The organism is Aquirufa originis (assembly GCF_042714495.1).
GTDB classification, from domain to species: domain Bacteria; phylum Bacteroidota; class Bacteroidia; order Cytophagales; family Spirosomataceae; genus Aquirufa; species Aquirufa originis.
Map to the genome: position 1 here is coordinate 687,257 of NZ_JBBKXY010000001.1, position 25,365 is coordinate 712,621.

19 protein-coding genes are annotated in these 25,365 nt (G+C 41.0%); 3 read left to right on the forward strand and 16 right to left on the reverse strand.

Annotation, left to right across the window (positions count from 1 at the left end):
* Nucleotides 1-41: 41 nt before the first annotated feature.
* From SKC35_RS02955 to SKC35_RS02985, 7 genes are all read right to left on the reverse strand, one after another.
* Nucleotides 42-203: a hypothetical protein gene (locus SKC35_RS02955; protein ID WP_377977983.1), complete on the reverse strand. Its 162-nt coding sequence runs from the start codon at nucleotides 201-203 to the stop codon at nucleotides 42-44.
* Between the two features lie 10 nt (nucleotides 204-213).
* A complete protein-coding gene (locus SKC35_RS02960) occupies nucleotides 214-1,791 on the reverse strand; it encodes a SulP family inorganic anion transporter (RefSeq protein ID WP_377977984.1) in 1,578 nt (525 codons plus the stop codon).
* Nucleotide 1,792: 1 nt separating this feature from the next.
* Nucleotides 1,793-3,658, reverse strand: coding sequence for a proton-conducting transporter transmembrane domain-containing protein (locus tag SKC35_RS02965; protein ID WP_377977985.1), 1,866 nt, complete (start codon nucleotides 3,656-3,658; stop codon nucleotides 1,793-1,795).
* Between the two features lie 7 nt (nucleotides 3,659-3,665).
* A complete protein-coding gene (locus SKC35_RS02970) occupies nucleotides 3,666-6,146 on the reverse strand; it encodes a YbcC family protein (RefSeq protein ID WP_377977986.1) in 2,481 nt (826 codons plus the stop codon).
* Nucleotides 6,147-6,221: 75 nt separating this feature from the next.
* A complete protein-coding gene (locus tag SKC35_RS02975) occupies nucleotides 6,222-6,569 on the reverse strand; it encodes a hypothetical protein (RefSeq protein WP_377977987.1) in 348 nt (115 codons plus the stop codon).
* Nucleotides 6,570-6,585: 16 nt separating this feature from the next.
* The gene (locus SKC35_RS02980) at nucleotides 6,586-9,939 is read right to left on the reverse strand and encodes a HEAT repeat domain-containing protein (RefSeq protein WP_377977988.1); all 3,354 of its coding nucleotides are present in this window, start codon (nucleotides 9,937-9,939) and stop codon (nucleotides 6,586-6,588) included.
* A gap of 8 nt (nucleotides 9,940-9,947) precedes the next feature.
* Entirely contained in the window at nucleotides 9,948-12,347 is a 2,400-nt protein-coding gene (locus SKC35_RS02985; protein ID WP_377977989.1) for a TonB-dependent receptor, read from the reverse strand.
* Between the two features lie 104 nt (nucleotides 12,348-12,451).
* Here SKC35_RS02985 and SKC35_RS02990 point away from each other — a divergent pair, with 104 nt between their 5' ends.
* From SKC35_RS02990 to SKC35_RS03000, 3 genes are read left to right on the forward strand one after another with little or no spacing between them, the layout of a single operon-like run.
* Nucleotides 12,452-14,563 (forward strand): penicillin acylase family protein, encoded by a 2,112-nt coding sequence (locus SKC35_RS02990; protein ID WP_377977990.1) that lies wholly within the window; start codon nucleotides 12,452-12,454, stop codon nucleotides 14,561-14,563.
* 32 nt (nucleotides 14,564-14,595) lie between these two features.
* Nucleotides 14,596-15,801 (forward strand): PAS domain-containing sensor histidine kinase, encoded by a 1,206-nt coding sequence (locus SKC35_RS02995; RefSeq protein WP_377977991.1) that lies wholly within the window; start codon nucleotides 14,596-14,598, stop codon nucleotides 15,799-15,801.
* A gap of 4 nt (nucleotides 15,802-15,805) precedes the next feature.
* On the forward strand, nucleotides 15,806-16,861 hold the full coding sequence (locus SKC35_RS03000) for a response regulator (RefSeq protein ID WP_377977992.1): 1,056 nt from the start codon (nucleotides 15,806-15,808) through the stop codon (nucleotides 16,859-16,861).
* Here the strand turns inward: SKC35_RS03000 and SKC35_RS03005 are convergent.
* Genes SKC35_RS03005 through SKC35_RS03045 form a run of 9 tightly spaced genes read right to left on the reverse strand, consistent with a single transcriptional unit; the run spans nucleotide 16,851 to nucleotide 25,285 of the window.
* Nucleotides 16,851-17,516 carry a sulfite exporter TauE/SafE family protein gene (locus SKC35_RS03005; protein WP_377977993.1) on the reverse strand — a complete coding sequence of 222 codons (666 nt, stop codon included), beginning with the start codon at nucleotides 17,514-17,516 and terminating at the stop codon, nucleotides 16,851-16,853. The two genes, SKC35_RS03000 and SKC35_RS03005, sit on opposite strands and share 11 nt — an antisense overlap.
* Nucleotides 17,516-17,962 (reverse strand): FixH family protein, encoded by a 447-nt coding sequence (locus SKC35_RS03010; protein ID WP_377977994.1) that lies wholly within the window; start codon nucleotides 17,960-17,962, stop codon nucleotides 17,516-17,518. Before SKC35_RS03010 ends, SKC35_RS03005 begins: the two co-directional genes overlap by 1 nt.
* The gene (ccoG, locus tag SKC35_RS03015; RefSeq protein ID WP_377977995.1) at nucleotides 17,955-19,340 is read right to left on the reverse strand and encodes a cytochrome c oxidase accessory protein CcoG; all 1,386 of its coding nucleotides are present in this window, start codon (nucleotides 19,338-19,340) and stop codon (nucleotides 17,955-17,957) included. The genes SKC35_RS03010 and ccoG overlap by 8 nt, the downstream gene beginning before the upstream one ends.
* Nucleotides 19,341-19,375: 35 nt before the next feature.
* A complete protein-coding gene (locus SKC35_RS03020) occupies nucleotides 19,376-19,588 on the reverse strand; it encodes a YgaP family membrane protein (RefSeq protein ID WP_223130538.1) in 213 nt (70 codons plus the stop codon).
* 2 nt (nucleotides 19,589-19,590) lie between these two features.
* Complete coding sequence (locus SKC35_RS03025; RefSeq protein WP_377977996.1) at nucleotides 19,591-20,334, reverse strand: cbb3-type cytochrome c oxidase N-terminal domain-containing protein; 744 nt, start codon at nucleotides 20,332-20,334, stop codon at nucleotides 19,591-19,593.
* 7 nt (nucleotides 20,335-20,341) lie between these two features.
* Nucleotides 20,342-20,527: a hypothetical protein gene (locus SKC35_RS03030; protein WP_377977997.1), complete on the reverse strand. Its 186-nt coding sequence runs from the start codon at nucleotides 20,525-20,527 to the stop codon at nucleotides 20,342-20,344.
* Between the two features lie 4 nt (nucleotides 20,528-20,531).
* Entirely contained in the window at nucleotides 20,532-22,658 is a 2,127-nt protein-coding gene (gene ccoN / locus SKC35_RS03035; RefSeq protein ID WP_377977998.1) for a cytochrome-c oxidase, cbb3-type subunit I, read from the reverse strand.
* Nucleotides 22,655-22,810: a cbb3-type cytochrome oxidase assembly protein CcoS gene (ccoS, locus tag SKC35_RS03040; protein ID WP_223130542.1), complete on the reverse strand. Its 156-nt coding sequence runs from the start codon at nucleotides 22,808-22,810 to the stop codon at nucleotides 22,655-22,657. The genes ccoN and ccoS overlap by 4 nt, the downstream gene beginning before the upstream one ends.
* A gap of 57 nt (nucleotides 22,811-22,867) precedes the next feature.
* Nucleotides 22,868-25,285, reverse strand: a complete 2,418-nt coding sequence (locus SKC35_RS03045) for a heavy metal translocating P-type ATPase (RefSeq protein WP_377977999.1) — start codon at nucleotides 25,283-25,285, stop codon at nucleotides 22,868-22,870.
* Between the last annotated feature and the right edge of the window lie 80 nt (nucleotides 25,286-25,365).

Consider the following 25,365-nt stretch of genomic DNA (forward strand, 5'->3'; position numbering starts at 1 on the left):
AAACCGCCTTTTTTAGGGGCGGTTTATTGTTAGGTAAAGAGTCAGGGAGTCAAAAAGTCAGGTAGTCCGAAGTCGATAGTCCGAAGTCGATAGTCCGAAGTCCGTAGTAAAAAAGGTCCCGGACTCATTCCCTCCGGACTCATTCCCTCCGGACTCATTCCCTCCGGACTCATTCCCTCCGGACTCATTCCCTCCGGACTCATTCCCTCCGGACTACTTTTTCCGTTTCATCGCGGCGGCCTTGTGACCAGAAAGCGATTTGTGTGAATCTAGCCCAACCAGAGTCACTGTGCCACCACCACGTTCATAATCGTGTTTAAAGTGCTCGAAATTTTCCATCACCGAATGATCGACAAGATGCGTTTTGGAAAGGTCAATTGTTACATTGAATCCGGATGGGATGGCTTCTAGTTTACGTTTGATTCCCAAGTAATTCGTGAATACCGCGGCATCAGAAATCTCGACAAGGTAAGCGTCATCCGTGAATGAAACCTCTGTAGGTGCGCTGAAGATGGCTTTTAAAGGTTTGCCGTTGAATAGATTGACTAGTATTTCAGTCAAAATACCAGCTCCAATTCCCACTAGTAAATCCACTCCTAAAGTGAAAATGATTGTCACAAGGAAAATCAACAGTTGCTCTTTTCCTTTTTCCAGGGTGTGTATGAATTCTTTCGGGTGTGTTAATTTGATACCCACCGTAATTAACATGGCTGCTAATGCTGTATTCGGGATTAACTCAATTAAATGAGCGGCTAATAAGACGAATACTAAAATAAAGAATCCGTGGAAGAAGTTTGCCCACCGTGTTTTGGCCCCATTAGCAATATTCGCTGAGGAACGCGCTACTTCTGAAATCATTGGTAAACCACCTAAAAACGCGACCAATGTATTCCCGATACCGGTGGCAATCAAATCTTTATTCGCATCTGATTTACGTTTGTAGGGATCTAACATATCCATGGCTTTGACGGTCAATAAGGATTCCAAAGTACCCACTAGGGCAAACATAATCACAAACTTGATAAAAGTTCCCGTTTGAGCGAAACCCTCAAACGAGGCGTTGAATTTAATATTATCCACTAAATTACCGATGTGAACAAGGGCGTATTTGGGCTCTGTTATTTGGAAATCCATCAATAATTCTGCGGGGATAGCGATTGCTAAAACGACTAAAGGGGCAGGTACTTTTTTAATTAACGGGTTCTTGATATACGGCCATCCCATCATAATGACTAAGCTGATCGCACCGATTAAAGTCGCTTTGGGATCCCAATTCGCAATAAATTCGGGAATAGACGCGAATAATTCTAATGGCTCCTTCCCTTTTGCAAGAATCGGATTCACATCTAAAAATACTGGAATCTGCTTGCCTATGATAATTAACCCTATCGCTGCTAACATACCGTGTACGGCAGAAAGGGGGAAGAAATCCATTAATTTGCCCAGTTTGAATACCCCGAAAAGGATTTGGACTAAACCCGCTACCACCATCGCTCCTAGGGCTAAGTGCCAGCCTTGTTCTCCTCCGCCAAATTCAGCTACAGCTCCCGCCACAATCACAATTAATCCAGCTGCAGGTCCTTTTATGGTTAAACGTGATCCACTAAATAAACTGACAACGATACCCCCAATGATGGCGGTAAGTAAACCCATAATCGGAGGGAAATCCGATGCTTTAGCAATCCCTAAACTTAAGGGAAGCGCTAATAAAAAAACAATAAATCCAGAGGCTGCGTCTGACGCATAGTTCTCTTTTAATCCGGCTAGGCCGTCTTTAGGTATATTCTTCATCTTAAAAATATCTGTTTGAAAAGGTGGCATGGGTTCTATAATTAGGACCCATAAAAATGCGGGCATAAATACGGATCACGGCTAATCCATCCAGGATAAAGCTAAGTGAAACGATGCCTGCGAGTAAAAATTGATCTTCGTGAATGTGTGAAAAGATTAAATCCTCTCCTATGAACGTGGGTGTTATCGGAAATCCGGTCAGGCCTAAACACGCTAACAAAAAGATTAGCGCAATTTTAGGATGGTTTTCTGATAATCCTTGGAAACGATTTAAGGTCATTTTGCCTTCTTGTTGGAATAAACGTTGCAAGCAAAGGTATCCAATAAGCCCAGCTACCATAATTCCACTTAAATAGAGCACTGACTCGAAAGAATCAAATTTCTCATTTAATGAAATGGCTAAGGCAATCCAGAAATGGTTCATGATCACTAATATCCAGCTTAAACGAATACTCCTGCGTTGTGTAAAGGATTTAAATACGAGCACTAAGCCTATTCCTGCAAAAAATACGGGTAGCCAGTGCAAGGCAGTTTCATTCATTTGGTTTTCGTTGATCAGGTAATAACTGATGCCAAAAGCCGGTACAAAATAGGCCATCAACCGTTTTCCATTTAAGAAATTCAATTTGTTGCCAGCCCACTTCATTGGGTTCCAAAGGTATTGGTACAACATCGAATCTAAATTCCACTCCTTCAAACAAAGTACGTATAAGGTATTGCGCAATTTTGTAGGCAATAAGCGCTCAATCGAACTAGACCGTGGCTCGAAATGGTAGAATTGTTCTCTGATCAAATAGGAAACCACGGATGGCGAAACCAATAATTGATAGGTTCGTAGGAACGCATTACCCGCGAAATGGAACAAGGCTAATTTTTCAAACCCAAGCGAAACTTCGATGAAGATCAAACCTATTTGCGCAATGGAGGCATAGGCAATCTGACTTTTTACCGATGATTGAACTCGGGCAATTCCAGTTGCCACTAAAGCCGTCAATAAGCCTAATCCTGCTATTAGAATACGTACAGACGTCTGATTCTCCCAAAAAGGAAACGTTCTTAACATCAAAAAGACCCCGATATGCACCGAAAGCGAACCATAAAAAATAGCCGAAGACGGTGTAGGTCCTTCCATTGCACGTGGTAACCAGGACGAAAAAGGCAATTGAGCTGATTTTGCCGTGGCTGATAGTAAAAACATCAAAGAAATAAATACTCCGATGACACTGTGCGTTTGCAAATGCTCATGTACAAGTTCAGCATTATTCAATTGGAAAAACGTGATATTTTGGCCCCATAAATGATGGCTCGCCCACATCGCTAAAATAATGCCCACATCGCCGATACGGTAAATAGAGAATACTTTCACCGCATTCTTCACCGGCAAATAACGTTCGCGGTAGAATGATATCAGTAAAAAAGACGAAATGCCGAGGATTTCCCATCCGATGAAAAGGGTCTCTAAGTTGCCAGAAAGCGTTGTCACACAATAACCCATATAGAAAAAGAGTGTGGTGTTAAAAAAGCGCTTATACCCTGTTTCGCGGTGTAAATAATAGCGAGAATACAAGGTCACCATAAAGGTTAATATGGCTCCCACAAGCAAATAGACCGCTGTTATTTTGTCGAATAGAAAATCAATTTGGAAGACATATTCCTCGTTTTTAAAGAGGATAATGTCATTGATTTGTATCGTCTCAGCGCCAGTAAAAAGCCAATAAGCGATGAATCCTGTTGCGAGACTTAATTGAATCGCTAAGGTGCTAAAGGCTGTAACAGAAATGAGTGTCTCGTTCTTTTTTGGTAAAATTAAACTCACCAAAAAGCCGAAAATAGGCACCCAGATAAATAAATGGAGGGTTAAATTCATGGTTGGATTAATTTTGATTGAGTAGATACACAGGAAAATTTTCTTGCGACGACGCTAATAATTCATCCAAATTATCAATCTCTTGGATATCCTTTGTTAGCGGTTCGTAAGGCTTAAACTCCCCTTTTTCAAATACAGACAACTCTTTCGTCTCTGGATTAATCGACACGAGTTTCACCCAGTCATTGATGAACCATTCATAGGTTTCTTCGGCCTTTTGGATGGTTTTCAATACAATTTCAGGGAAGTGCTCCACGATCAACAACAAACGAACCGGGTCGTGAACTTCGGTCATCTGAGCAGGTAAACCGGGTCTTAAATCACCATCGATTCCATTGGCCACCCCAAAAAGTCCCATCACATTGTGCGGTAACTTCGTCCCTGCGCCTAATTTCTCGCCATCCACTCTAGAGAAATAATATTCTAAATTGATTCCACCACACACAGGTGCAGCTGCTTTCAAAATGTTGAATAAATACGTTCCATCGGGATCTACGCGGTAATCAAAGGAGTTCAAGAACGATCGGCGATCTAAGAAAACGCCTTTCGATAATTCTCTTCGACCCACGATGCACAAGGCATTTGTTGCGTGATTTAGTTCTGGACGAGGCTCAAAGATGGATACAGAACGGGTTCTGATTTTCTCATGGATGTCACTTGCTTTCGCTGACGTATTGATGGATTCAAAGCGTCTCGAACGTTCTTTGGCATTCGAATCTAAAGCCTTTTCAAATAATTTTACGTGATCCGCGTGCTTGATTTTATAATCTGCATACGTGATTTGTTCATCGTAGAAAACGACATCATCGCGAGTCGTGTCACGTAAACCTCCCACGAATACCGTCGTTTCCGGAATATGAATCCCTTTTTCACTTAGAATCGCACGCACCTCTGGTTTATTCGCCATCTGGCTGATCACGCGGGCATTGACTGATCCAGCACGTCCAGAACATGCACCACAGTCATAGGCTGCGTAATGGGGATTGTTCACTGAGCTAGCTCCATGTCCAATCACATAAACGATAGGGGCAAAATTGTCCACTAAGCCGATACTTTTTAACAAACTTTCGACTCTTACCGCCATTTCTTCGATTTGGAACCCTACTTGAAGTCCATTCTCCATCGCTTGGTAATCCACCCGAATGGTCGAGAATTTATCTACGTGTTTCAATGAAGACGCAGTCGCAGGACTCATCGACGGTTTGAATAGGTTAACGAAAAGCTTGGCAGCAGACCAAAATCCAAGTGTTTGGCTAAATAACCATCCCGTATAGAAATTATGGCTGTGCTTCGAGAAATGGAGATCAGTTCCTAGCTTTTTCTCGCTTCCCTCCTCTTTGATTAAGTAGTTAGGGGTAACTGGAGCGGGACAAAGTTTGGTATAAAATTTACCTCCTACCGGCTGATAGAAAAACTCCACAGAAAAGAATCCCGGTGTTCCATAGGTATCACAGGCTGGATCTAATGCCTCCAAATGACGTCTAAACGAACATTCTCGGTCATCAATGCAAAACATCGCTTGGAAGCTTTTCGAATGCGGTTTAATGGAGTCCACCTTTTCCATTTGCAAGCCTTTTAAAACCTGGTCATAATAGGTCCATTCAAAAGCTTCTTGCCAAAGGCTCAACACATCCAACTTCTCCGAATAACCAATCGGATCATGCAAGGGAATAATTTTCTCTGTCGCGAAATGGCCAATTGGAGACCAGGATTGCTTTAACTTATAGTTCAGCGCATCAAACTCTAACAATAATTCAAATAGAATTAAGTCTTCCAACTTAATCAGACGGGTATCCAATAAGGTCTGAGGTAAATCCTCTACGGTAGAAACCATTCCTGACCATCCCTGATGAGAAAACTGTTGATCGTATAAATACTGCTCATACAGTTCTTCCTTATCCCCCACAACTTTCTTAAGCAAGTCCGTTATACTCAATTCAGGATCCAATAAGAGTTTTTTCGTTTCCTTATTGTAGAAAATACTCGCGAAACTGGTGCTTTCAAGTGTGCGAATCGCTTCTAAAAAGGATTTGCCTTCTAAAGGGAAATTCCAGATGGAAATACCTTGGTCTAAAAAGCTACCAATGATTCGAAATAAGGTAGGATGTACTAAGGAATCCAAGTCGATTCCAAATGTTGTTTTCCAAATTCCACGTAAGGCTCCCACTCGTCCAGGTTCAATGCTAGGATATTCTCCAAAGAGTAATTTACCCTTCCAGGCTTCCGCATTTCCTTTTTTCTGTATTAGAACGCTTTCTAAAACATCATCTGAGATTCGCCCTTTTTGATACATCGATCGAAAGGTCTCTAATGGGAAATAGACTTGGTAACCTAGTTTTACATGCGCAGTCGCTAATGCTTCGTGGAACCCAAGGTTTTGGAAAGCATGCAACGTATTATGATGCACAAAGTCCATTAATGGAGCTTGTGCTGGCAAAAAGTGCTTCAGTTCATGAATCACATGATGCTCATCAAATGATATATGCATAGAATAATAAGATCAAAACCAATAATAGGCAGATTGAATAAAAGTACGCTTAACGATAGTTAGAAAGGGGGAATTCTACAACCTAATGTTTCTGAAAGTCAAGAAAATAGGTGTTTTTAAAAAAGCGAATGCTTTTGTTGTGATACTAAAACACGTACGTTTGAACGTATTCTTAGCAGGAAATAAAATGGAAGGGAAATGACTTAGGGTAAAAGGAGTGAATAGATTATCTTCCTCATTTTCCGTAGTATCCTCTTCGAATAAAAAATCCATAAAACCGTAGTCAGTCGACTCAGTTTTATGGAAATGTTGGGTTTGATCTTTCTGAATAGAAGCTTGTACACCATCTACCTGTACTTTCGACGCCATAGACGTCAAAAACAAGAGAGAGATGAACAACAAATAGATTTTGTTAAGCTTCATAGAAACAAATATACGATTATTTTAGGGATGACAAATATTCAACGACATCCCTAATTTCTCTTTTACTCATTAATGACCCCATAGGCGGCATACCTGAAGGCAAATTTTCTCTTGATTTAATGCGGGTTACTGGAATGCGCAAAGGTTCCGCATCGTTTGTTTTTACTTGGACGAGTTCTTCTGTTTCAGAAATAATGGAACCTGAAACTTCTTGTCCATCCGTCAATACGAAATTCGTTGTACCGTAACCTGGAGAAATGCGCGCACTCGGCTCAATCAAGGCCTGTAGCAATTGCTCTCTTGTCAATCTAGAAGCCACTCCTTTTAAATTAGGTCCTACTGTCGTGCCTTCACCCCCTACAATATGACAGCGTACGCATTGTACGGTTGAATTATAATTAAAGATATTTCGTCCGTCAGTAACAGATCCGCCAAACAACGCTTCTTTGAATTCATCTGTTAAAGTCCCTTTCACTTTTAGGGCGTCTAATTTAGCCACTAATTTCTCTTCATTACTTGCCTCTACTGCCTCCATTAGGTCTAATTTAATCCCTGATGGCAATTGATTGTCGACCATTTTTTGAATTAAATCAGCTAAAATGGCGGAAGTGTTTGCCGGCTTCATTTTGGCCATACTTTGAAGTAAAAATTGCTGTTCTGATAGAGATCCCTTTTCGAAAATTGGTTTTGTAATCGCTGGTAATTCAGCGGCACTTAGTTCAATTTTATTCAAATTGCTTAAGGCGATACCTCGGACATTTTTGTCCTCATCGCTGATACCTTTTTCTAAGATCGAGGCTAATTGAGGTGTTTGAAGTTCTGCCAAAGAACTCAATAAAGCTGCCCTTACCTTCGCATTGGGATGATTTTTGAAAAGGTTGATCTCAATCTCCGTAAACGCTTTTAACTGTAGTTCAGCTACTAATTTAGCCGTTGCAATTAAGACGTCTGGATTTTCAGAAGCCAAGAATCCCGGGATTTTAGGTTGAATACGCGCAATTACATCAGCTGGATTTCTTTCCAAAACACCTCTGTGGCGACCATCCACTCGGTCCATCACCGATGGGTTTGCCCAAGAACCTAAGGTCGCGATGGCTTCCGCACGCAAAGATTCAGGAATTCCCGTTCTTTCAGAATAAGCAATCAATAGATCAATCTCTTTCGCTGATCCCACGCGTAAGCATGCATTGATGGCTCTTCTAATGATCACCTCTTCTTTCAAGCGCGAATCAGCTAAAGTCGCCGCTAAAGCTGACAAAGCTCCTGGAATGGATTCATCATCGTTAATCGCTCTCGCAGCTTCCGCTACGATATATTCATCTGAATCTTGTAGGAATCCCGCAATTCCTGGATGAGCCAAACGACGTAAAACTAATACTGCCGCAATTCGCAAAGAACGATTTGGTGAATTTTGCAAAGCTAACATTGGTTCCGCTTGCCCTATTCTGCTTAAGGCTAAAACCGCTGCGTGACGCAAATACAAATCTTTGTCCGCGTTCGTTTCGATTAATTTCAATAAGGCAGGAATGGCTTTCTCAGAACGAATGCGACCTAAAGCCTGTGCTGCAAAGAAAGAAACACGCGGGTTAGTTGATGCTACTAATGGAATCAATTGATCAATTACTGACGCATCGAAAATATCCCCTAAGACTTTGGCAGCTTGTGCGACGATTTCTTCATCTGTATCCGCTAAAAGTGGCTGAATAGCAGTCGCTGCCTTGATTTGGCCTAATCCCCAAATACCATGAACCCGAGCTAATTGATTCTCTTTTTGCTGAACGGCTTTCACGAAAATAGCGCTTGCCTTTCTTTCCGCTACTTCATATTGTGCCTTCAAACGAACGCGTTGATCTGCGTAGAATAACAAGTCATACAATTGCGTCAAACTTTGTTTCGCATAATCCTGCTGTATGTATTTTTTGGTTTGCTCTCGTTCCGCTTTCAAATCATTCTCTTTCTCGTCTACATCGATTTTCCAGACGCGACCATAGTTCTTGGTATCCCATCCAAAAATCCAATCAGACGCGTATAATGCTCCCTCAGGACCAAAACGGATACCGGTAGTCAAAATCCCTTTCACCACATCTTCTTCTGATTTGAAGTCAAATGAAGCCCCTTTCTGCTTTAAGTCAAAGGACCAGATATGGGACATATTCGCGTTTCCCACAAACTCGACTAAAAAGAATTTATTGGTCCAGCGCTTCCCTAAAGCCGTTCCTGGGTTCCAAAGCATCCCCGTAGGACCATTGTGGAAATTGCGAATTGGTGGAATGATATAGGCTGCTTGGCCTTCCCAACGCGGGACAAATAACTTCTCATCCATCCAAACCTTATACTGGTTGTTACGTGGATCAGTATATTTTCCATATTGCCAGTTCGAGCGCCATCCGGCATCAGAACCTTCCACCACGTGCACTAAACGCTCACTTTCGCCTGGATGATCTCCATCATTATCAGAGCTAATTAAATTACCATAGTTATCAAAAACGAATTCGTGTGTGTTACGCAAACCGCTCGCATATACTTCGAATTCAGAACCATCAGGGTTCGAACGTACGATCACGCCTGAGTTTGGGTTTTTGTATTGTTTACCATCTTTTGCCGTGATATTCGCACCAATATCTCCGATTTGCCAATAGATTTTTCCATCCGGGCCTTCCGTCAAACCTGACATTCCGTGACCACCAAAACCAATGTGAACTGCATAACCCGTCGAAATCGATTCCGGTTTAGTCCATTGTCCCCCCTTGTGTTTAAGACGCATTAAATCAGGTCCAATGGCCACAAAAGCATCTTTTTTGCGTACTAATAAACCGCCGGCCACATCCGTCACTTCTTCGTTAAAGCCGTTGAAAACGCGCGTGGATTGATCTGCATAGCCATCTCCATTCAAGTCTTCTACTTTGTAGATTTCTTCTTTCTCTACTTTTAAATCCAACCAATCATGCGAACCATCGCCATTCATATCCGCTAACCATGTGTTTTTAGCCGAATTTTCCGGGGCAAACGTACGGTGTAAAAAAGCACGGCGATCTTCCACGGTTTGAAAACCGATCGATTCAGTCATCCAATCCCGGTGACCTCGGATGTCAAATTCGGACCCTTTATTACGATTCGTACTATTGACAAAAATAGCTCCTTTATCATCTACCGCGATGGCTACCGGATCTTGTAAAAGGGAATCAGATGCCCATAAATCGATTTTAAGACCCGGAATAAGCTTTATAGGCTGTTTTTCCTTGATGGCTTTCGCATTTTCGACCACCTTTGTCTGATCTTCGTAAATGATCTTGTAGGTGTCGTCTTTGCCTTGTTTGCTACAAGAAAAAAGCGCTAAAGCGGTGCAAGAAAGTAGAATGATTCTTTTCATTGGTGTTATTAATTTTCTTCGTCCATTAAGCTGCGGCGTTGCTTCGCAGCCTGTTTAGTCGTTTTAAATCGGTAATTAAAGGTCAAATTAAGTGAAGTTAATCGCCCTTGGGATTCCCCACGAGTGTAAAAGCCAGAACCATCTTTGGGCTCTAAGAAACGCGATTCGTAGCGATTAATTCGAGAGCTAAATATATCTAAAATACTTAAACTAAGTGTTCCGTTTCCTTTCATTATATCTTTTGAAGCAGATAAATCAGCCCAGGCAATATACCCGCGCGTTCCTTGCGGTGTTTGTTGAGGTGCCTCGTAATTTGCTCTCAGTTGTAAATCCACTGAGCCTAGTTTAATGCGGGAACTATGTCGAACAAACCAAGAATAGGTGTCACTCTTAAAGGCGGCATTGATATTGGTAGCGTCGGTAATTGCTCTAAAGGCATTAAAACTTAAATCTGCTTTGTAGGCTTTGGTAAAGGTATATGAACTAGCAATTTCTACCCCCATCGATTGCTGGTCACTTAAATTAACGGGTAAGGTTTTAGCAAATCCCAAGGTATCGACAGTTCTGAATCGGTCGATTTTGCCAAAGGTTTGGCGGTAATAAAGAGACGAGCTAATGCTTCCCTTATCAAAGTAACGTACGTTTCCTAAATCAAATGAATTGGTAAATTCAGGATTTAAATTGGGGTTTCCAGAGAAGAAGTTTCGGTTGTCAGAAAAGGTAACAAAGGGAGTTAAATCATTATAGGTAGGTCTTCTGACGCGTCTGGAATAACTTAATTGAAAGGAGTTATCCGGTGTTATCGTGTAGGTAAAATGTGCGCTAGGGAACAAATTAGCATAATTTCTAGGGTTCTTCTCCCCTGTTTGCTCTAGTTCAGTTTGGATATCGGTGGTCTCCGCTCTTAACCCGAATTGGTAGGAGAATTGCTTCATTTTATTTCCAAAAATGACATAAGCTGCGGAGATATTCTCTTTGTAATTAAACACGTTTCTTAAACCCGGAATGATTGTAAAGATGCCGGATGGCTGTTGTTCTGTCACAATATAATCATTGATCATATTCCTGAAACTGGTGCGAAGACCCATCTCAATTTTAGCGTCTTTACCAATTGGGTTTACGTAATCTGCTTGTAGAATCCATTGGCGTTCAAATTCGTCGTTTAAAGCTTTTTGTACCTTGGTTAGTTCAGGAAAGGCGGAACCATCTGGTTTCTTTCCATTTTGAGTATAGGTTTGATCTGATCTTTCCCAATAATCTAAGTAGCGTAAATCGGCGCTAAATTCTTTTCCTTTTTTGGCAAAGCTTTTTTTGAAAGTGAGGGCATATTCTCCATTCGGTTCTGCCTCTTTTTCATCTTGTTGGCGATATGTGTCGCTATATAAATTGAATAGATTTCCTCTATAATCCAGGTAATTAAAATCGGTTATTCGTTGCACATCTGTACGTCTGAAGATATAGGACGCCGTTAAAATTGTTTTATCGTTGAAGAAATAATCGGCTCCACCACGCACGTTATTCACTAATCCCGTAACATTGTTTTGAGACCTTTGTTCTAAATAATTTGTTTGTTTTCCGGTATACACCTCTTGGTAAATACTGCCTCTTCCAGGTGTTCTACGGTAGAAAACACCATAATTGATGAAGAAGTTGAATTTGTTTTTTCGGTAATTCACGATGGCTGTTCCGCCAAAATTCTCCGGATACCCTGTCGTCGTTTCTATGGCGCCATTGAAACCTTGGTTTTGGTTCTTTTTCAGCACGATATTGATAATCCCGGCCATTCCTTCAGCCTCATAACGTGCAGAAGGATTCGTAATGATTTCTACTTTATCAATGAGATTCCCTTGCAAGGATTGCAAGCCAGAGGAACCATTGATTCCAGCTAAAGTGGAGGGTTTTCCATCAATCAAAATCCGGACATTATCACTTCCTCGCAGTTTAATCGCTCCTTCTGGGTCTACTTGGATGGATGGTAGATTTCCTAGAATTTCAGACGCTGTTGCCCCCTTATTCGCTAAATCTGTTCCTACATTGAAAATTCGTTTATCGAGGTTGAGTTCCATGGAGGCTTTTTGGCCCTTCACCACTACCTCATTCAAGGTCTGATTACTTTCCTTGACGCTAATTGTTCCTAAATTAATGGAGCTTGTAAATGACTGATTAGCCATCTTCAAAGCTTCATAACCAATGCTTTCAATCAATAGGTCATACGTTCCTGGTGCTACTTCGACTACAAATTTTCCCTTTTCATTTCCAATCGTTCCAGTCACCAGTGAAGTACCTTTAAAAAGACGAATGCTAGAAAATGGGACGTTCACTTCCCCTTGAATTTTAATTTTTGTTTGGGCAAAAAGGCTGGAAACGCACAATAAGAGTAGTATCGGAAGAAGCCGAACGTTTTTCATATAACAGGTTTAGAATATTCTTGTAAGTTAGAAAGACAATTTTACATTGTTTATACCCTCCTGACCCGATTTTATTCTTATTTTTATCTGACTAAAAACAAGCTATGAAAAATATATTATCCCTCATTTTACTTTTCCTTTCTTACACGGTGAATGCAAACTCTTTTGAGTCGCAAGCGAAGCGGGTGACAATCCATCGGGACGAATGGGGTATTCCACATATTTATGGAAAATCGGATGCGGATGCCGTTTTTGGATTAATGTATGCGCAATGTGAGGATGATTTCGCCCGAGTAGAGATGAATTACATCGAGAAATTGGGTCGTATGTCAGAGGTTAAAGGAGAAAAGGAATTAGCGTATGACCTCTATATTAAATTGTTAATTGATGAGAAAGAGGCCAAAGCAGAATACTTAACCTCACCTTTTTGGCTTAAAAAACTCTTGAATGCCTATGCGGATGGAATTAATTATTATTTACAAAAACACCCAGAGGTTAAGCCTCGTTTAATCACCCATTTTGAACCTTGGTTTCCCCTATTATGGACCGATGGATCCATTGGAGCCATTTCTACTGGAGATGTGACAGAACAAGAAACAGCTTTGTTTTATGGTTTACCAGCTCAAGTCGCTAGTGTGAAATACCAAACTCCAGACGAAAAATTAACGGGTTCGAATGGCTTCGCAGTAGGCCCTGCCCTCTCTAAATCCGGTCATTCTTTACTCTATATTAATCCGCACGTGACCTTTTATTTCCGTCCCGAAGTACACGTAGAAAGTGAAGAAGGTTTATCAGTATATGGTGCAGTGACTTGGGGTCAATTCTTTGTCTATCAAGGATTTAATCCGTATAATGGTTGGATGCATACCTCCTCTGAAGTCGATGTAGCGGATGCCTATGTAGAGACAACACGCTCGCGGAACGGACAGATGCAATACCTGTTAGATGGCAAATGGATTCCTTTTCAAACGAAAATAATCACCTTAGGATCACGCAAAATCAAGGCCTATTTTAACCACCGAGGTCCTGTTTTAGCGGCTAGAAATGGGAAATGGATCTCGGTTCGCTCGTATAACAGAGCTCGAAAGAGTTTAATGCAAAGTTGGTTGCGCACGAAAACGAAAGGATTGGCAGATTACAAACGTGTGATGGAGATGCGGGCGAATACTTCGAATAATACGGTTTACGCAGATAATATGGGCAATATTGCTTATTGGCACGGAAATTACGTTCCGCGCAGAGACAGCTCAAAAGACTGGGGAGTTCCACAGGATGGCTCCTCGAGTCAAATCGATTGGAAGGGGTTACATTCCGTTGATGAAATTGTTCACGTATACAATCCCGCCTCTGGTTGGATTCAAAATTGCAACTCTACTCCTTTTACCGTTTCAGGAACTTCGAGTCCGCTTCGCACTAATTATCCCGTTTATATGGCGCCAGACGGGGAAAATTTCCGTGATCGCAATGCGGTTCGATTGTTCTCTCAAACGGGCAAATTGGATTTACAAAGTTTGATTGGATTAGGATATGATCGCCGATTGATGGCTTTCGAAACTTTACTGCCCGCACTTATTAATGCGGCCGGCCAAGAATCGGATTTAGCCGAGGTAGTTCAAGAATTGAAAAAATGGGATTATAATGCGTCGGCGAGTTCAATTGCCCAAACTATCGCCATTCGTTGGGGACTGAAGATTATGCCTAAAATTCCTAAGCCAAAGCAATTTGGAGGTGAAACGGAGGTTGTTCAAAATATGGAGAGCTATGCGAAATCGGGGGCTAAATCAGAAATGGTTCAAGCCTTAAGAGAAGTTCTAGCGGATTTAAATAAGGATTTTGGCACATGGCGGGTTGCCTGGGGCGAATTAAATCGCTTTCAACGTATTTCGAATGGTGACGCCTTGCAAATGGATGATTCGAAAGCGAGTATTACCGTACCCTTTACCTCTTCCGCTTGGGGACAGCTACCCTCTTACACGAGTCGATCGATTCAAGGTTCGAAAAAATGGTATGGGGTAAATGGAAACAGTTTTATTGCGGCGGTGGAATTTGGCCCTAAAATTAAGGCCTATTCGCTGTTAGCAGGCGGTCAAAATGGTAACCAAAATTCCCCGCACTTCTTTGATCAAGGTCAGATGTATGCCGAGGGGAAATTTAAGGATATTTATTTTTATAAAAGTGACGTATTGAAGCACGCAGTCGTTTCTTATCATCCTTAAAAAAGGTTATATTTATATCAAATTTCAGTCAAATGCCTAATCAAATACAAGCCGGATTCGAGTTTGAAGCCATCTTTCAAGAGGCGGCTATTGGAATCATTGTGACGAATTCTCAATTTGAAATTATTCTATCTAATCGTTTTGCGGATACACTTTTTGGATACGAAACGTCAGAATTAGTGGGTGAAAATATTTCCTTATTGATCCCTAATCATTTGAAAGATCGTCACCATGGTCATTTGGAAAATTTAGGGCATGAAAAACCTATTTCTCGTCCCATGGGGATTGGTTTAGATTTAAAGGCCAAAAGAAAAGACGGTTCCTTATTCCCTATCGAGATTTCCTTAAGTCACTTTAAAGCCAGCGATAGTATGCATTACATCGCATTCGTGAGCGATGTGACTTTAAAGCGTAAAGTGGAGATGGAGTTGATCTTAAAAAATCAGCAGATCAATCAGCTAAACGAAACCTTAGAGCAAGAAGTAGCCGCCAGAACACAGGCGCTTCAAAATACCTTGGACAAGTTAGAGGTCAATGCAAAAGAGCTTGAAATTTCCTTAGAAAAGGAAAAGGTGCTAGGGGATTTGAAAACCCGCTTTGTTTCGATGGCTTCCCACGAATTTAGAACACCATTGACGTCTATTTTGGGTTCCGCTACGCTGATTGAAAAATATGCTAAAGCGGAGGATCAACCTAAAAGAGAACAACATATTAATCGTATTAAGTCCTCTGTTAGTCATTTGACGGAGATTTTAGAGGAGTTTTTATCTGTGGGTAAATTAGAAGATGGAAAATTAGAAATTCATCCAACTGAATTTACCCTTCGAGATTTTTTACAAGATATTCTTACGGATTTTAGTACGTATCAGCAAGCAATTCGTTTAGAGTTAGCCTCTGATTTTAGCTGTTTTCAAGATGCCTCTATTCTCCGTAAAGTGATTTTTAATGGTTTGTCTAATGCCTTGAAATTCTCGCAGAAGGAAATCATCCTGAAAGTGGAGAAACAAACGAATCAAGTTTTGATTACCATTATTGATCAAGGTATTGGTATTAGTGAGGAGGATCAAAAGCATTTATTTGAACGCTTTTTCCGTGGTGGAAATGCCACCGTTATTCAAGGAACGGGTTTAGGATTGCACTTGGTGGATCGCTACATGCGTTTATTGGGTGGAAGTGTGCAAATTAAAAGTGAATTAAATAAGGGAACTGAGCTGCATATTCGGTTTCCCATGAGATAACAGTATGAGCAAGCGCCTATTAATCATTGAAGACAGTGTGGATATTCGAGAGAATACAGCAGAACTGTTAGAATTATCTGGATTCACCGTAGAGACAGCCTCTGATGGCTTAGAGGGGGTTAGGTTAGCTAGAACTTGGAATCCAGATTTGGTGATTTGTGATATAATGATGCCTAATTTAGATGGATTTGGCGTATTGCAGGTATTCTCTAGTCAACCTGAATTAGCTTCTATTCCCTTTATCTTTCTAACGGCTAAAACCGATCGCGCTGATATGCGCAAAGGAATGGAAATGGGAGCGGATGATTATTTGACGAAGCCCTTTCAAGAAGTGGAATTATTGCGCGCGATTGAAGCGCGATTGAAGAAATCAAAACCGATTATAGCGCTGAAAGAATCGGCTACAGAGGTTGCGGTTGTACAGGAAGCATTGGTTTTTTTAGATCTTCCTACCTGGGAAGGTGAAAAGAAGACGCAGACTCATGCAAAAAAACAGGTCATTTATTCGGAAGGCGATCACCCGATTCGCTTGTATTATTTGGCCAAAGGAAAAGTAAAAACGTATCACACAAACAAGGACGGAAAGTATTTTATTACCTCTTTCATTCAAGAGGGAGAATTTTTTGGCTTTGTTGACATCTTGGAAAATCAAGCTTACCGTGAAAGTGCGGAAGCCTTAGAAGAATCCCAAATCATCAGTGTATCGGCTGTCGAATTCCTACAGAAAATTAAGGAGAATATCCATTTGGAGGTATTTTTCAGAAAGTCCTTAACGAGCTATCTGTTGAAGAACGAAAAGCTGATGGTCGAAATGGCTTACCAAAGTTTACGCATGCGGGTGGCGATGGTTTTAGTCGAATTAGCACAAACTTACGGGACTTCTATGTCCGAACCTTTGGTGATTAAACTTTCGCGCGAAGATCTCGCTTCTCGCGTGGGAACAGCCACCGAATCAGTCATTCGAACTTTAAGTGACTTTAAAAAAGAAGGCTACTTGGATGTAAAAGGAGGCGAAATGACCTTGAAAAATATTGAAGGTCTAGCTAAGCTTAAATACTAAAGGGGTGGCAGATAATTGGACTAAGACTCGAATGGGCTAAGTAGTCAGAATAGGCCATTCCGATGCCCCAAGCTCCCCTAAATAGTAGTATTCCTGCTACGAACCATCCTAGGTATTGAAAGATAGGTTTTTTCTTTAATTTGGAGGATCCCCAAATGTAAAGCTGAAGCGCTGGCAAGGTCGCAATACCTAAAATTACCATGCTAAAAGCTCCGTATACAGGTTTAGGTTGAATCAACGCCACGCTTAAACCGGCTACCACGAGACCACAAGGTAATAGTCCATTAGCCATTCCTAAGACAAAATAGCCACTTGGGCCCATTTTAGCTCCTATTTTCTGTAATTTTTTCCCAATCGATTGATGTAAAAAAGACAGAGGCCCCTCTCCTATGTTTTGGCTAATAATAAGGAGTATAAAAATACCTGCCAGCACATAATAATAAGACCATAGATTGGGAAATAGCCAGATGGATCCTATTCCAGCTACAAAATAACCCAGTGCGCCATATATGAAAATGCGACCAAGTGGATAAAGCAGCATCCTAGCAGGTGATTTCCCCCGCGCGTTAATTTGAGCCACAATAGGTCCACACATCGCAAAGCAATGCCAGCTTCCGGCTAAACCGATGAGAAAAGTATAATACCAAGTATGCATTAAGGAATTTGGATTCGCTGTTCTTCGATGTAGCTTTTGCCGTCTTTTTCCCAGGTTAAACTAACATTCCAAGGACCTTTGACTAAAAAGGGCGTATGGATAAGTGCTAGGCCAGTCGAATCGGCAGAAATACGTACTATTTTATCTAGGTTGGCATTGGATGGTCGGTAAAAAACTAAACTCCCTTTTGAAATGGAAGCAGGGAACTGAATTTTGGCTTGTTGATAATCCGCTGAAAATGCTAAACTAGCCTTAGTTGTTAAAGCCGCAGTTTGTTCCCGCTCATTGATTTTCTGTTGAAATGCCTGTCCATCCGCATAGTAGTTTTTGCCCACTAGTTCGATAGATTCTTTGGACATGTTGACATAGAAATAGGCCATAAATGCCCCAAAAAGTACAAAGGTGACAATAATCCCATGTCCCCAATTAAAACTAAATTTATTCATCTGGTTGTATAAAACTGGTTTTGATAATCTCTTCTTTTCCACTTGTTTCGGTTATTCGAACCGGAACTTTCTCCCCATTCTTCCATTTACCTATTTTGATACGCAGGAAGAACTCCCCTTTTGTCATTTTTCCCGGATTCACTAAATTAATAGGTTTTCCCACCCAAACAATTTTAAAAGGCTCAGGCGCTTCTATTCTAAAGCTTTGCTTTTCCATCGACTTGTTCAAAATCTCCATTTGGTATAAATTACTTACCTCATGGCTTTTTTCATCCACCTGGAAAATCATTCCTGGCGTACGTAGCAGTGTGGTTTCAAAATTAGTCCGTGTTACTAACATATAGGCTAAGCCCGCGATGATCAAGGCCAAAACGGTGCTATATGCTCCAATCCGTAAAGTAAACTTAAGTTTTTGTCCTGCGTTTACCCCATTCAAAGAATCGTAGCGAATTAATCCGGTAGGTTGATGAGTTTTTTCCATCACCATATCACAGGCATCGATACACGCTGTGCATCCAATGCATTCTAATTGATTACTGCCATTTCTGATATCAATTCCGGTAGGACAAACTCGAACACACCAATGGCAATCGATACAGGCGCCTTTATCGTCCCCTTTTCCGCGCGGTTCCCCCCGCTTATGATCATATTGAACCAGAATGGAATTGTTATCCAATAATACGCCTTGCAGCCTACCATAGGGGCAAATAACCATACAAACCATTTCTCTAAACCGGGCAAAAACAAAGTAAAATACCGCGGTAAAAATTAGAATGGCAACTAAACCTACTACGTGATCCATGGGCGACTCTGTAACTAATTTTAGCCATTCTTTTTTGCTGATGATATACATCAAAAAGGTGTTCGCAATAGCGAATGACAAGAGAACGAACAAGGTATGCTTAGTTCCTCTTTTCAAGATCTTCTCTGTATTCCAAGGGGATTCTGCTAGTTTTCTTTGCGCTTTATCATCTCCCTCAATCCAGTATTCAATCTTCCGAAACAACATTTCCATGAAGATGGTTTGCGGGCACGCCCAACCACACCAAATGCGACCGAATAATACGGTAAACAAACTGACAAACAGGAGGAATGCTACAAGTCCTAAGGCGACTAAATGGAAATCCTGTGGAAAAAACGGCACACCCCAAAAGATAAATTTCCGTTCTAATACATTAAACAGAAAAATGGGATTCCCTTTGTATTCAATCCAGGGTAAACCGAATAATAGCGTTAATAAAAGGTAGGAGAAATACGTTCTTAGGCGATAGAACTGACCGATAATGCGACCTGGATAGATCCAAAGGCGTTTCCCGTCCTTAGTCTGATTGTACAGATGGTTCCGGTAATCATCATTATCTAAATTGAATTGTGACATAAAAAAAGAGGGTCCGTTGCCGGACCCCTTTAAGATTAAAATGGAGATTTTTCTCGGCAGGTACTCAATCCAAAAGGTTTGTAGAGTAAGCAAAATCTAAATATTCCTGTTAGGGCTATAATCACCGCTACAATGTAAACCGTTAAGGCGAGATTAGCGGGAATGATTTTAGCATATGCAAGAATCGCTAAACTTACTGCGATCGCTAATCGAAAGATTCTATCCATTTTACCTACGTTCTTTTTCATAATTAGGGAGTTTTAGTTTCTGTTCCTTGTGGTTCTTTCGCACCTGGAGGATTAGATCCTTGAAGCGTCAGAATAAAAGAGGCAACTTTCTGAATTTGTAACGGATTTAACGTCTTATTCCACGCAATCATCCCCTTTTCAGGAATACCATGGGTAATCGTTTTAAATAAATCCTTCACATCTCCACCGTGAATCCAAAACTTATCCGTTAAGTTAGGTCCCACGCCACCTTGCCCCTTATCACCGTGACAAGCTACACAATTTGTAGAATATATTTGAGACCCCTCTGTTAAATCTTTAGCCTCTTTAACCACCGTCACATTGTCCTCGTTTACTGAATTAGCAAACTTCTTCATGTACTCTTCTCTCGCTTTTTCAGCAATTGTTACCTCGGTTTTATATTCCGTTTCTTGAATATTGCCATCCTGGTAAACATGGTAATACAGACCATACACAACAGCGAAAAGAATCGTTAAATAGAATAAATACATGAACCAAGGCGGTGTAGGATTATCTAATTCCGCAATATCATCGTATTTATGCTCCATTAGGAGGTCTTTTTCTTTTTCCAATGGTTTTAAACCTGTGAAACCATCCCACCAGCTTAGCTTTTCCGTCGGTACAGGGGAAGCTTTATCGGCTAGTTTTTTCAAAGCCACATGCAATTGTAGTGTTACAATTAAAATGACAATTCCAGTCATCAGAATCATACTCACTAACCAAATTTCAACAACAGTAACTGACATAATCGTATTATTTTAAGTTCTTGTTTAGGTTATTACCTTCGTTAAAGGGCATTTGCTCCATTTCTACGAGGTGCTTTTTGTCCATCCACAGTAAGTAGACCCCTACTAATACGAAGAATGTCAAAAAAATCAGTAGCGAGAAAATCATATAATTATCTGCTCCTGGTATGTTTGATATAAATTGCTTAAACATGCGCTTATTTTTTAGAAATGTCTGTACCTAAACGTTGTAAATAGGCGATCAAAGCAATAATCTCTTTGTCTTGACTTACCTTAATTTTCTCTGCAGCTAAATTAGCTTGGATCGCTTTCGCCTGCGTATTCAGATCTTTCACCGCATTAGCAATCTCATCTGTAGAATAAGGTACACCTAATTTTTTCATGGCAGCTAACTTATCCTGCGTTTGAGACGTATTCAACGTTTGCTCTAATAGCCAAGCATAATTAGGCATAATCGAACCAGGTGACATACTACTCGGTTCTCTCATGTGGTGATAGTGCCAAGAATCAGGGTATTTACCACCTTCTCTATGCAAATCCGGTCCTGTACGTTTGGATCCCCATAGGAATGGATGATCGTAAACGAACTCTCCTGATTTAGAGAATTCTCCATAGCGTTCCGTCTCACTTCTAAAAGGACGAACTAACTGAGAGTGACAACTCACACAACCTTCGCGGATGTAAATATCACGTCCCTCTAACTCTAAAGAGCTATATGGTTTCACCGATTCAATCGTAGGAACGTTTGATTTGACCATAAACGTAGGAACTAATTCGACCAAAGAACCTACTAAAATCATCACTAAAGAAGCCACTAATAACTGAATAGGGCGTTTTTCAATCCAACGGTGCCAGTGCCCATCACTCTCGTGTTTCTCCTCGATGATGGCTAAGGGAGCAGCTTCCGCTTTCTCATTCGCTAACAAAGTGCCTTGCGCCATGGTCTTGAACAAGTTGAATGCCATTAAAATAGCTCCCGTTAAGTACAAGGTTCCTCCCAATGCTCGCATCATGTGCATTGGCAATAATTGCAAAGTGGTGTCTAAGAAGTTACCATATTGCAAAGTTCCTTCTGCGGTGAACTGTTTCCACATCATCCCTTGTGTGAAACCAGAGATGTACATAGGGATAGCATAAAAGGCAATACCAATCGTTCCGATCCAGAAGTGGGTTTTGACTAATTTTTCTGAATACAAATTTGTTTGGAAGATGCGAGGAACTAACCAATACAACATCGCAAATGTCAAGAAACCATTCCAGCCTAAAGCTCCTACGTGCACGTGTGCAACGATCCAGTCCGTAAAGTGGGCAATGGCATTAATGTTTTTTAAGGATAACATCGGTCCTTCGAAAGTAGCCATACCATACGAAGTAATACCCACCACCATAAATTTCAATAACGTATTCTCGCGTACTTGATCCCAAGCACCGCGTAAAGTCAAAAGACCATTAATCATACCACCCCATGATGGAGCAATTAACATGATCGAGAAAACAACCCCTAAAGACTGTGCCCAATCTGGCAATGACGAATACAACAAGTGGTGAGGTCCAGCCCAGATATAGATAAAGATCAAGGCCCAAAAGTGTAAAATAGAAAGACGGTATGAGTAGACCGGACGGTTCGCCATTTTTGGCAAGAAATAATACATCATCCCTAAGAATGGGGTCGTCAAGAAAAACGCCACCGCATTATGACCATACCACCATTGAATCAGGGCATCTTGGACGCCCGCATACACATAATAGGATTTAAATAGCGATATAGGTAATTGCATTGAGTTCGTCAAGTGCAATACAGCCACCGTAATGAACGTCGCGATGTAAAACCAAATCGCCACATACAAGTGACGCTCTCTTCTTTTAAAAATCGTTCCGAACATATTGATGCCAAACGCCACCCAAACCAAGGTTATCGCAATGTCGATAGGCCATTCTAATTCCGCGTATTCGTGTGATGTCGTAATTCCTAACGGTAAGGTGATCGCTGCAGCTACAATGATTAATTGCCAACCCCAGAAATGAAAATTGGACAAGAAATCACTGAACATACGCGCTTTCAAAAGACGTTGCAGCGAATAGTAGACCCCAGCAAAAATGGCGTTACCCACAAAAGCAAAAATCACTGCATTCGTATGCAATGGACGTAAGCGGCCAAAAGTGCCATATTGTGTCAGGTTTGCGGCAGGTGCAAAAAGTTGTGTGGCGATTATCACACCCACTAGCATCCCTACAACACCCCAAACGATGGTAGCAATGGAGAAATTTCGAACGATTTTATTGTCGTAATAAAATTGCTCTAATGTGGTAGATTTTGTACTCATAGTTTGTTTGTTTTTTGGTCATCCTGTAAAATGCGCATCGCTGGAGTGATTAAATCCTCTTGTTGTCCCGTTTTAATGGACCAGACAAAGGCAATAACAAATCCGATGGCCATAAAAAGGCTTAATCCGATCATTAGGTACATTATTTCCATTGTCTACGCATTTTATTTGTTGCAATTTCGGGACAAAGCCCTTCGTAAAACCTGACTTTACTCAGCTTTTATTCTGATTTTAGAACGGGATAACAGCTGTCCTTTCCAATTCATTCCCCAGGTCGCAATGACTAACATACTGATGGAATTAATCGGCATCAATATGGCTGCTATCAAAGGATATAAATTCCCCTGAATCGCATAGCTTAACCCAAATCCATTGTAGACTAAGGATAGTAAAAAGCTAGCTTTGATGAGTTGTAGGCCAAATTTCGAGTAGCGCATATACTCTCCTAATCGAGGCAATTCGGATCCCTTTAAAATGGCATCAGACGACGGGGTAAAATGCAGATGGTCATCTGACACGGCGATACCTACAGCTGCCTGTTTTAAAGCCCCTGCATCGTTTAGTCCATCCCCTATCATGGCTACGATTTTTCCTTGTTTTTGAAGTGCTTGGATATATTCCATCTTCTCTAAAGGACTACATTCGAATTTTACGTGATCTTGATTTTCAAACCAATCCAATAAATGTGCTGCATGTTCTTTTTTGTCCCCTGAAATCAAATGGACTTCATATTGATGTCTTAAACTATGCAACATTCCCTCCACCCCTGGTCTATTTTCCCATGGAAATTCGATAAATCCGATGGGCTCTTGGTTGATGGAAACGAACAAGCGTGTTTCAGAACTGATAAAACCCTCTGGAATACTGAGTTTATTCAACGTGTATTTAGCGCTTCCAATTTGGACAAATAAGCCATCAAATGACGATTGAAGCCCTTTTCCACTGATTTCTTTAAATTCGGTCAAGGGAATAATACTCCGATTTTGTAGGAATTTCTTGACCTGCTTCGAAAGTGGATGGGTGGATTGAAATACGAGTGAATAAATAGCGTTCCATTCGGTATCGTTCAAATCACGGTTGAAATGAACGCTAGGTTCCTGTTGACTTTGCAAGGTTAGCGTGCCTGTTTTGTCAAAAACCAAGGTATCCACTTGGGCCATTCGCTCGAATGTTTGAATGTCTTTTACGAAAAAGTTAAACTTGGCTAGCCACCTAATTCCGTGTCCTAAAGCGAAAGGATACGAAACAGCCAAGGCGCAAGGACAGGCAATGACCAAAATGCTCACCACCGCATTTGACCAGCGGCTTTGATCCACATTGAACCAATAGATTCCCGCAATCGTGGCTAGACTTAACAGTATCACGGTGAAATACATCCCCACTTGGTTCGCAAAGTTCTCCCAGTTTTCTGTTTTGTGATTCGGATCTTTAAAGGCTTGTTGTTCCCATAGCTGTGTTAAATGGCTCTGGTTCAGCTCTTTGCTGATTTGAATTTCGATGGCCTCTCCTACGTGTTTGCCACCTGCATAAATTGATTGACCTGCTTGAATAGGTATTAATTCGCTTTCGCCGGTGACAAAGCTGTAGTCCATTTGACTTTGGCCCTTTAATAAATAGGCATCAGCAGGAATTATTTCTTGGTTTCGAATCAATAAACGATCCCCCACCTGAATCTCTTCCAAGGGTGCTGTTTCCTCTTTGCCATTCGCGATTTTTGTGACCACTAATGGGAAATAGGCTTTGTAATTGCGTTCAAACGACAGGAAATCAAAGGATTTTTGCTGGAACCACTTCCCTATTAATAAGAAAAAAATCAGGCCTGAAACGGAATCGATGTAGCCGGCACCCGTATGCGATATAATTTCAAATACACTACGACCATATCCTACCAGAATACCCAGTAAAATGGGTAATTCAATGGTCATTTTGCGCAATTTGAGGTGCGCATAGACATTGCTAAAATAATCCGAACCGGAATAGAATACGGCCACGCTACCCAAAGCTAGATTCAGGTAACCGAATAGAGCTTGAAGAGAGCCATCGTCAATGCCTAAATACTCTGGAAAGCTAAATAGCATCGCATTTCCCGCACAAAAACCGGCGATTCCAAGCTTAAGAAATAGCTTTTTTTGATCATTATTTTGCGGTTTTTCTTCTGCATTCGAAATATGCGGTTCATACCCTAAACTTGCTATTAAGGTGGCTAAGGCACCTAAACTAAGTTGATCTTCTTTAAACCAAACCGTTAAATCCTTCTTCCCAAAATTCAAACTTGTCTTAATAATCTGCGGATTCAATTTTTGCAGATTTTCTAGTAGATAAAGGCAAGAACGGCAGTGAATGGCTGGCAGGTGGAAGCTTACTTTGGAAAAATCTGCATTCGAAAAGGTGATTAAGCGATCCCTGAATGCTTTGTTGTTTAGAAAATCAAAATTCTTGTCTGTAGGAGAAATGCCCGGATTAAGATCACAGTTGTAATATTCATCTAGTTGATTATCATTCAGTAACTCGTAAACTTGTTCGCAACCATGGCAACAAAAAGTCTTTTCTTGATGAATGATAGGCGTTTCTGAACATTCATCTCCACAATGATAGCATATTACCTCTTCGAGAACCTCTGTGTACATGTTTAAAATCTAATGTTCAAATTTCCGGAGATTCACGGTTGATTTTCGTGACAAATAACACGAAGAAAACTGATGAACGT

What these genes read in the sequence shown, in the direction of transcription:
- SKC35_RS02955 (WP_377977983.1), bottom strand. Translation starts at nt 203, where the DNA reads ATGAGTCCGGAGGGAATGAGTCCGGAGGGAATGAGTCCGGAGGGAATG.
- SKC35_RS02960 (WP_377977984.1), bottom strand. Translation starts at nt 1,791, where the DNA reads ATGAAGAATATACCTAAAGACGGCCTAGCCGGATTAAAAGAGAACTAT.
- SKC35_RS02965 (WP_377977985.1), bottom strand. Translation starts at nt 3,658, where the DNA reads ATGAATTTAACCCTCCATTTATTTATCTGGGTGCCTATTTTCGGCTTT.
- SKC35_RS02970 (WP_377977986.1), bottom strand. Translation starts at nt 6,146, where the DNA reads ATGCATATATCATTTGATGAGCATCATGTGATTCATGAACTGAAGCAC.
- SKC35_RS02975 (WP_377977987.1), bottom strand. Translation starts at nt 6,569, where the DNA reads ATGAAGCTTAACAAAATCTATTTGTTGTTCATCTCTCTCTTGTTTTTG.
- SKC35_RS02980 (WP_377977988.1), bottom strand. Translation starts at nt 9,939, where the DNA reads ATGAAAAGAATCATTCTACTTTCTTGCACCGCTTTAGCGCTTTTTTCT.
- SKC35_RS02985 (WP_377977989.1), bottom strand. Translation starts at nt 12,347, where the DNA reads ATGAAAAACGTTCGGCTTCTTCCGATACTACTCTTATTGTGCGTTTCC.
- SKC35_RS02990 (WP_377977990.1), top strand. Translation starts at nt 12,452, where the DNA reads ATGAAAAATATATTATCCCTCATTTTACTTTTCCTTTCTTACACGGTG.
- SKC35_RS02995 (WP_377977991.1), top strand. Translation starts at nt 14,596, where the DNA reads ATGCCTAATCAAATACAAGCCGGATTCGAGTTTGAAGCCATCTTTCAA.
- SKC35_RS03000 (WP_377977992.1), top strand. Translation starts at nt 15,806, where the DNA reads ATGAGCAAGCGCCTATTAATCATTGAAGACAGTGTGGATATTCGAGAG.
- SKC35_RS03005 (WP_377977993.1), bottom strand. Translation starts at nt 17,516, where the DNA reads ATGCATACTTGGTATTATACTTTTCTCATCGGTTTAGCCGGAAGCTGG.
- SKC35_RS03010 (WP_377977994.1), bottom strand. Translation starts at nt 17,962, where the DNA reads ATGAATAAATTTAGTTTTAATTGGGGACATGGGATTATTGTCACCTTT.
- ccoG (WP_377977995.1), bottom strand. Translation starts at nt 19,340, where the DNA reads ATGTCACAATTCAATTTAGATAATGATGATTACCGGAACCATCTGTAC.
- SKC35_RS03020 (WP_223130538.1), bottom strand. Translation starts at nt 19,588, where the DNA reads ATGAAAAAGAACGTAGGTAAAATGGATAGAATCTTTCGATTAGCGATC.
- SKC35_RS03025 (WP_377977996.1), bottom strand. Translation starts at nt 20,334, where the DNA reads ATGTCAGTTACTGTTGTTGAAATTTGGTTAGTGAGTATGATTCTGATG.
- SKC35_RS03030 (WP_377977997.1), bottom strand. Translation starts at nt 20,527, where the DNA reads ATGTTTAAGCAATTTATATCAAACATACCAGGAGCAGATAATTATATG.
- ccoN (WP_377977998.1), bottom strand. Translation starts at nt 22,658, where the DNA reads ATGAGTACAAAATCTACCACATTAGAGCAATTTTATTACGACAATAAA.
- ccoS (WP_223130542.1), bottom strand. Translation starts at nt 22,810, where the DNA reads ATGGAAATAATGTACCTAATGATCGGATTAAGCCTTTTTATGGCCATC.
- SKC35_RS03045 (WP_377977999.1), bottom strand. Translation starts at nt 25,285, where the DNA reads ATGTACACAGAGGTTCTCGAAGAGGTAATATGCTATCATTGTGGAGAT.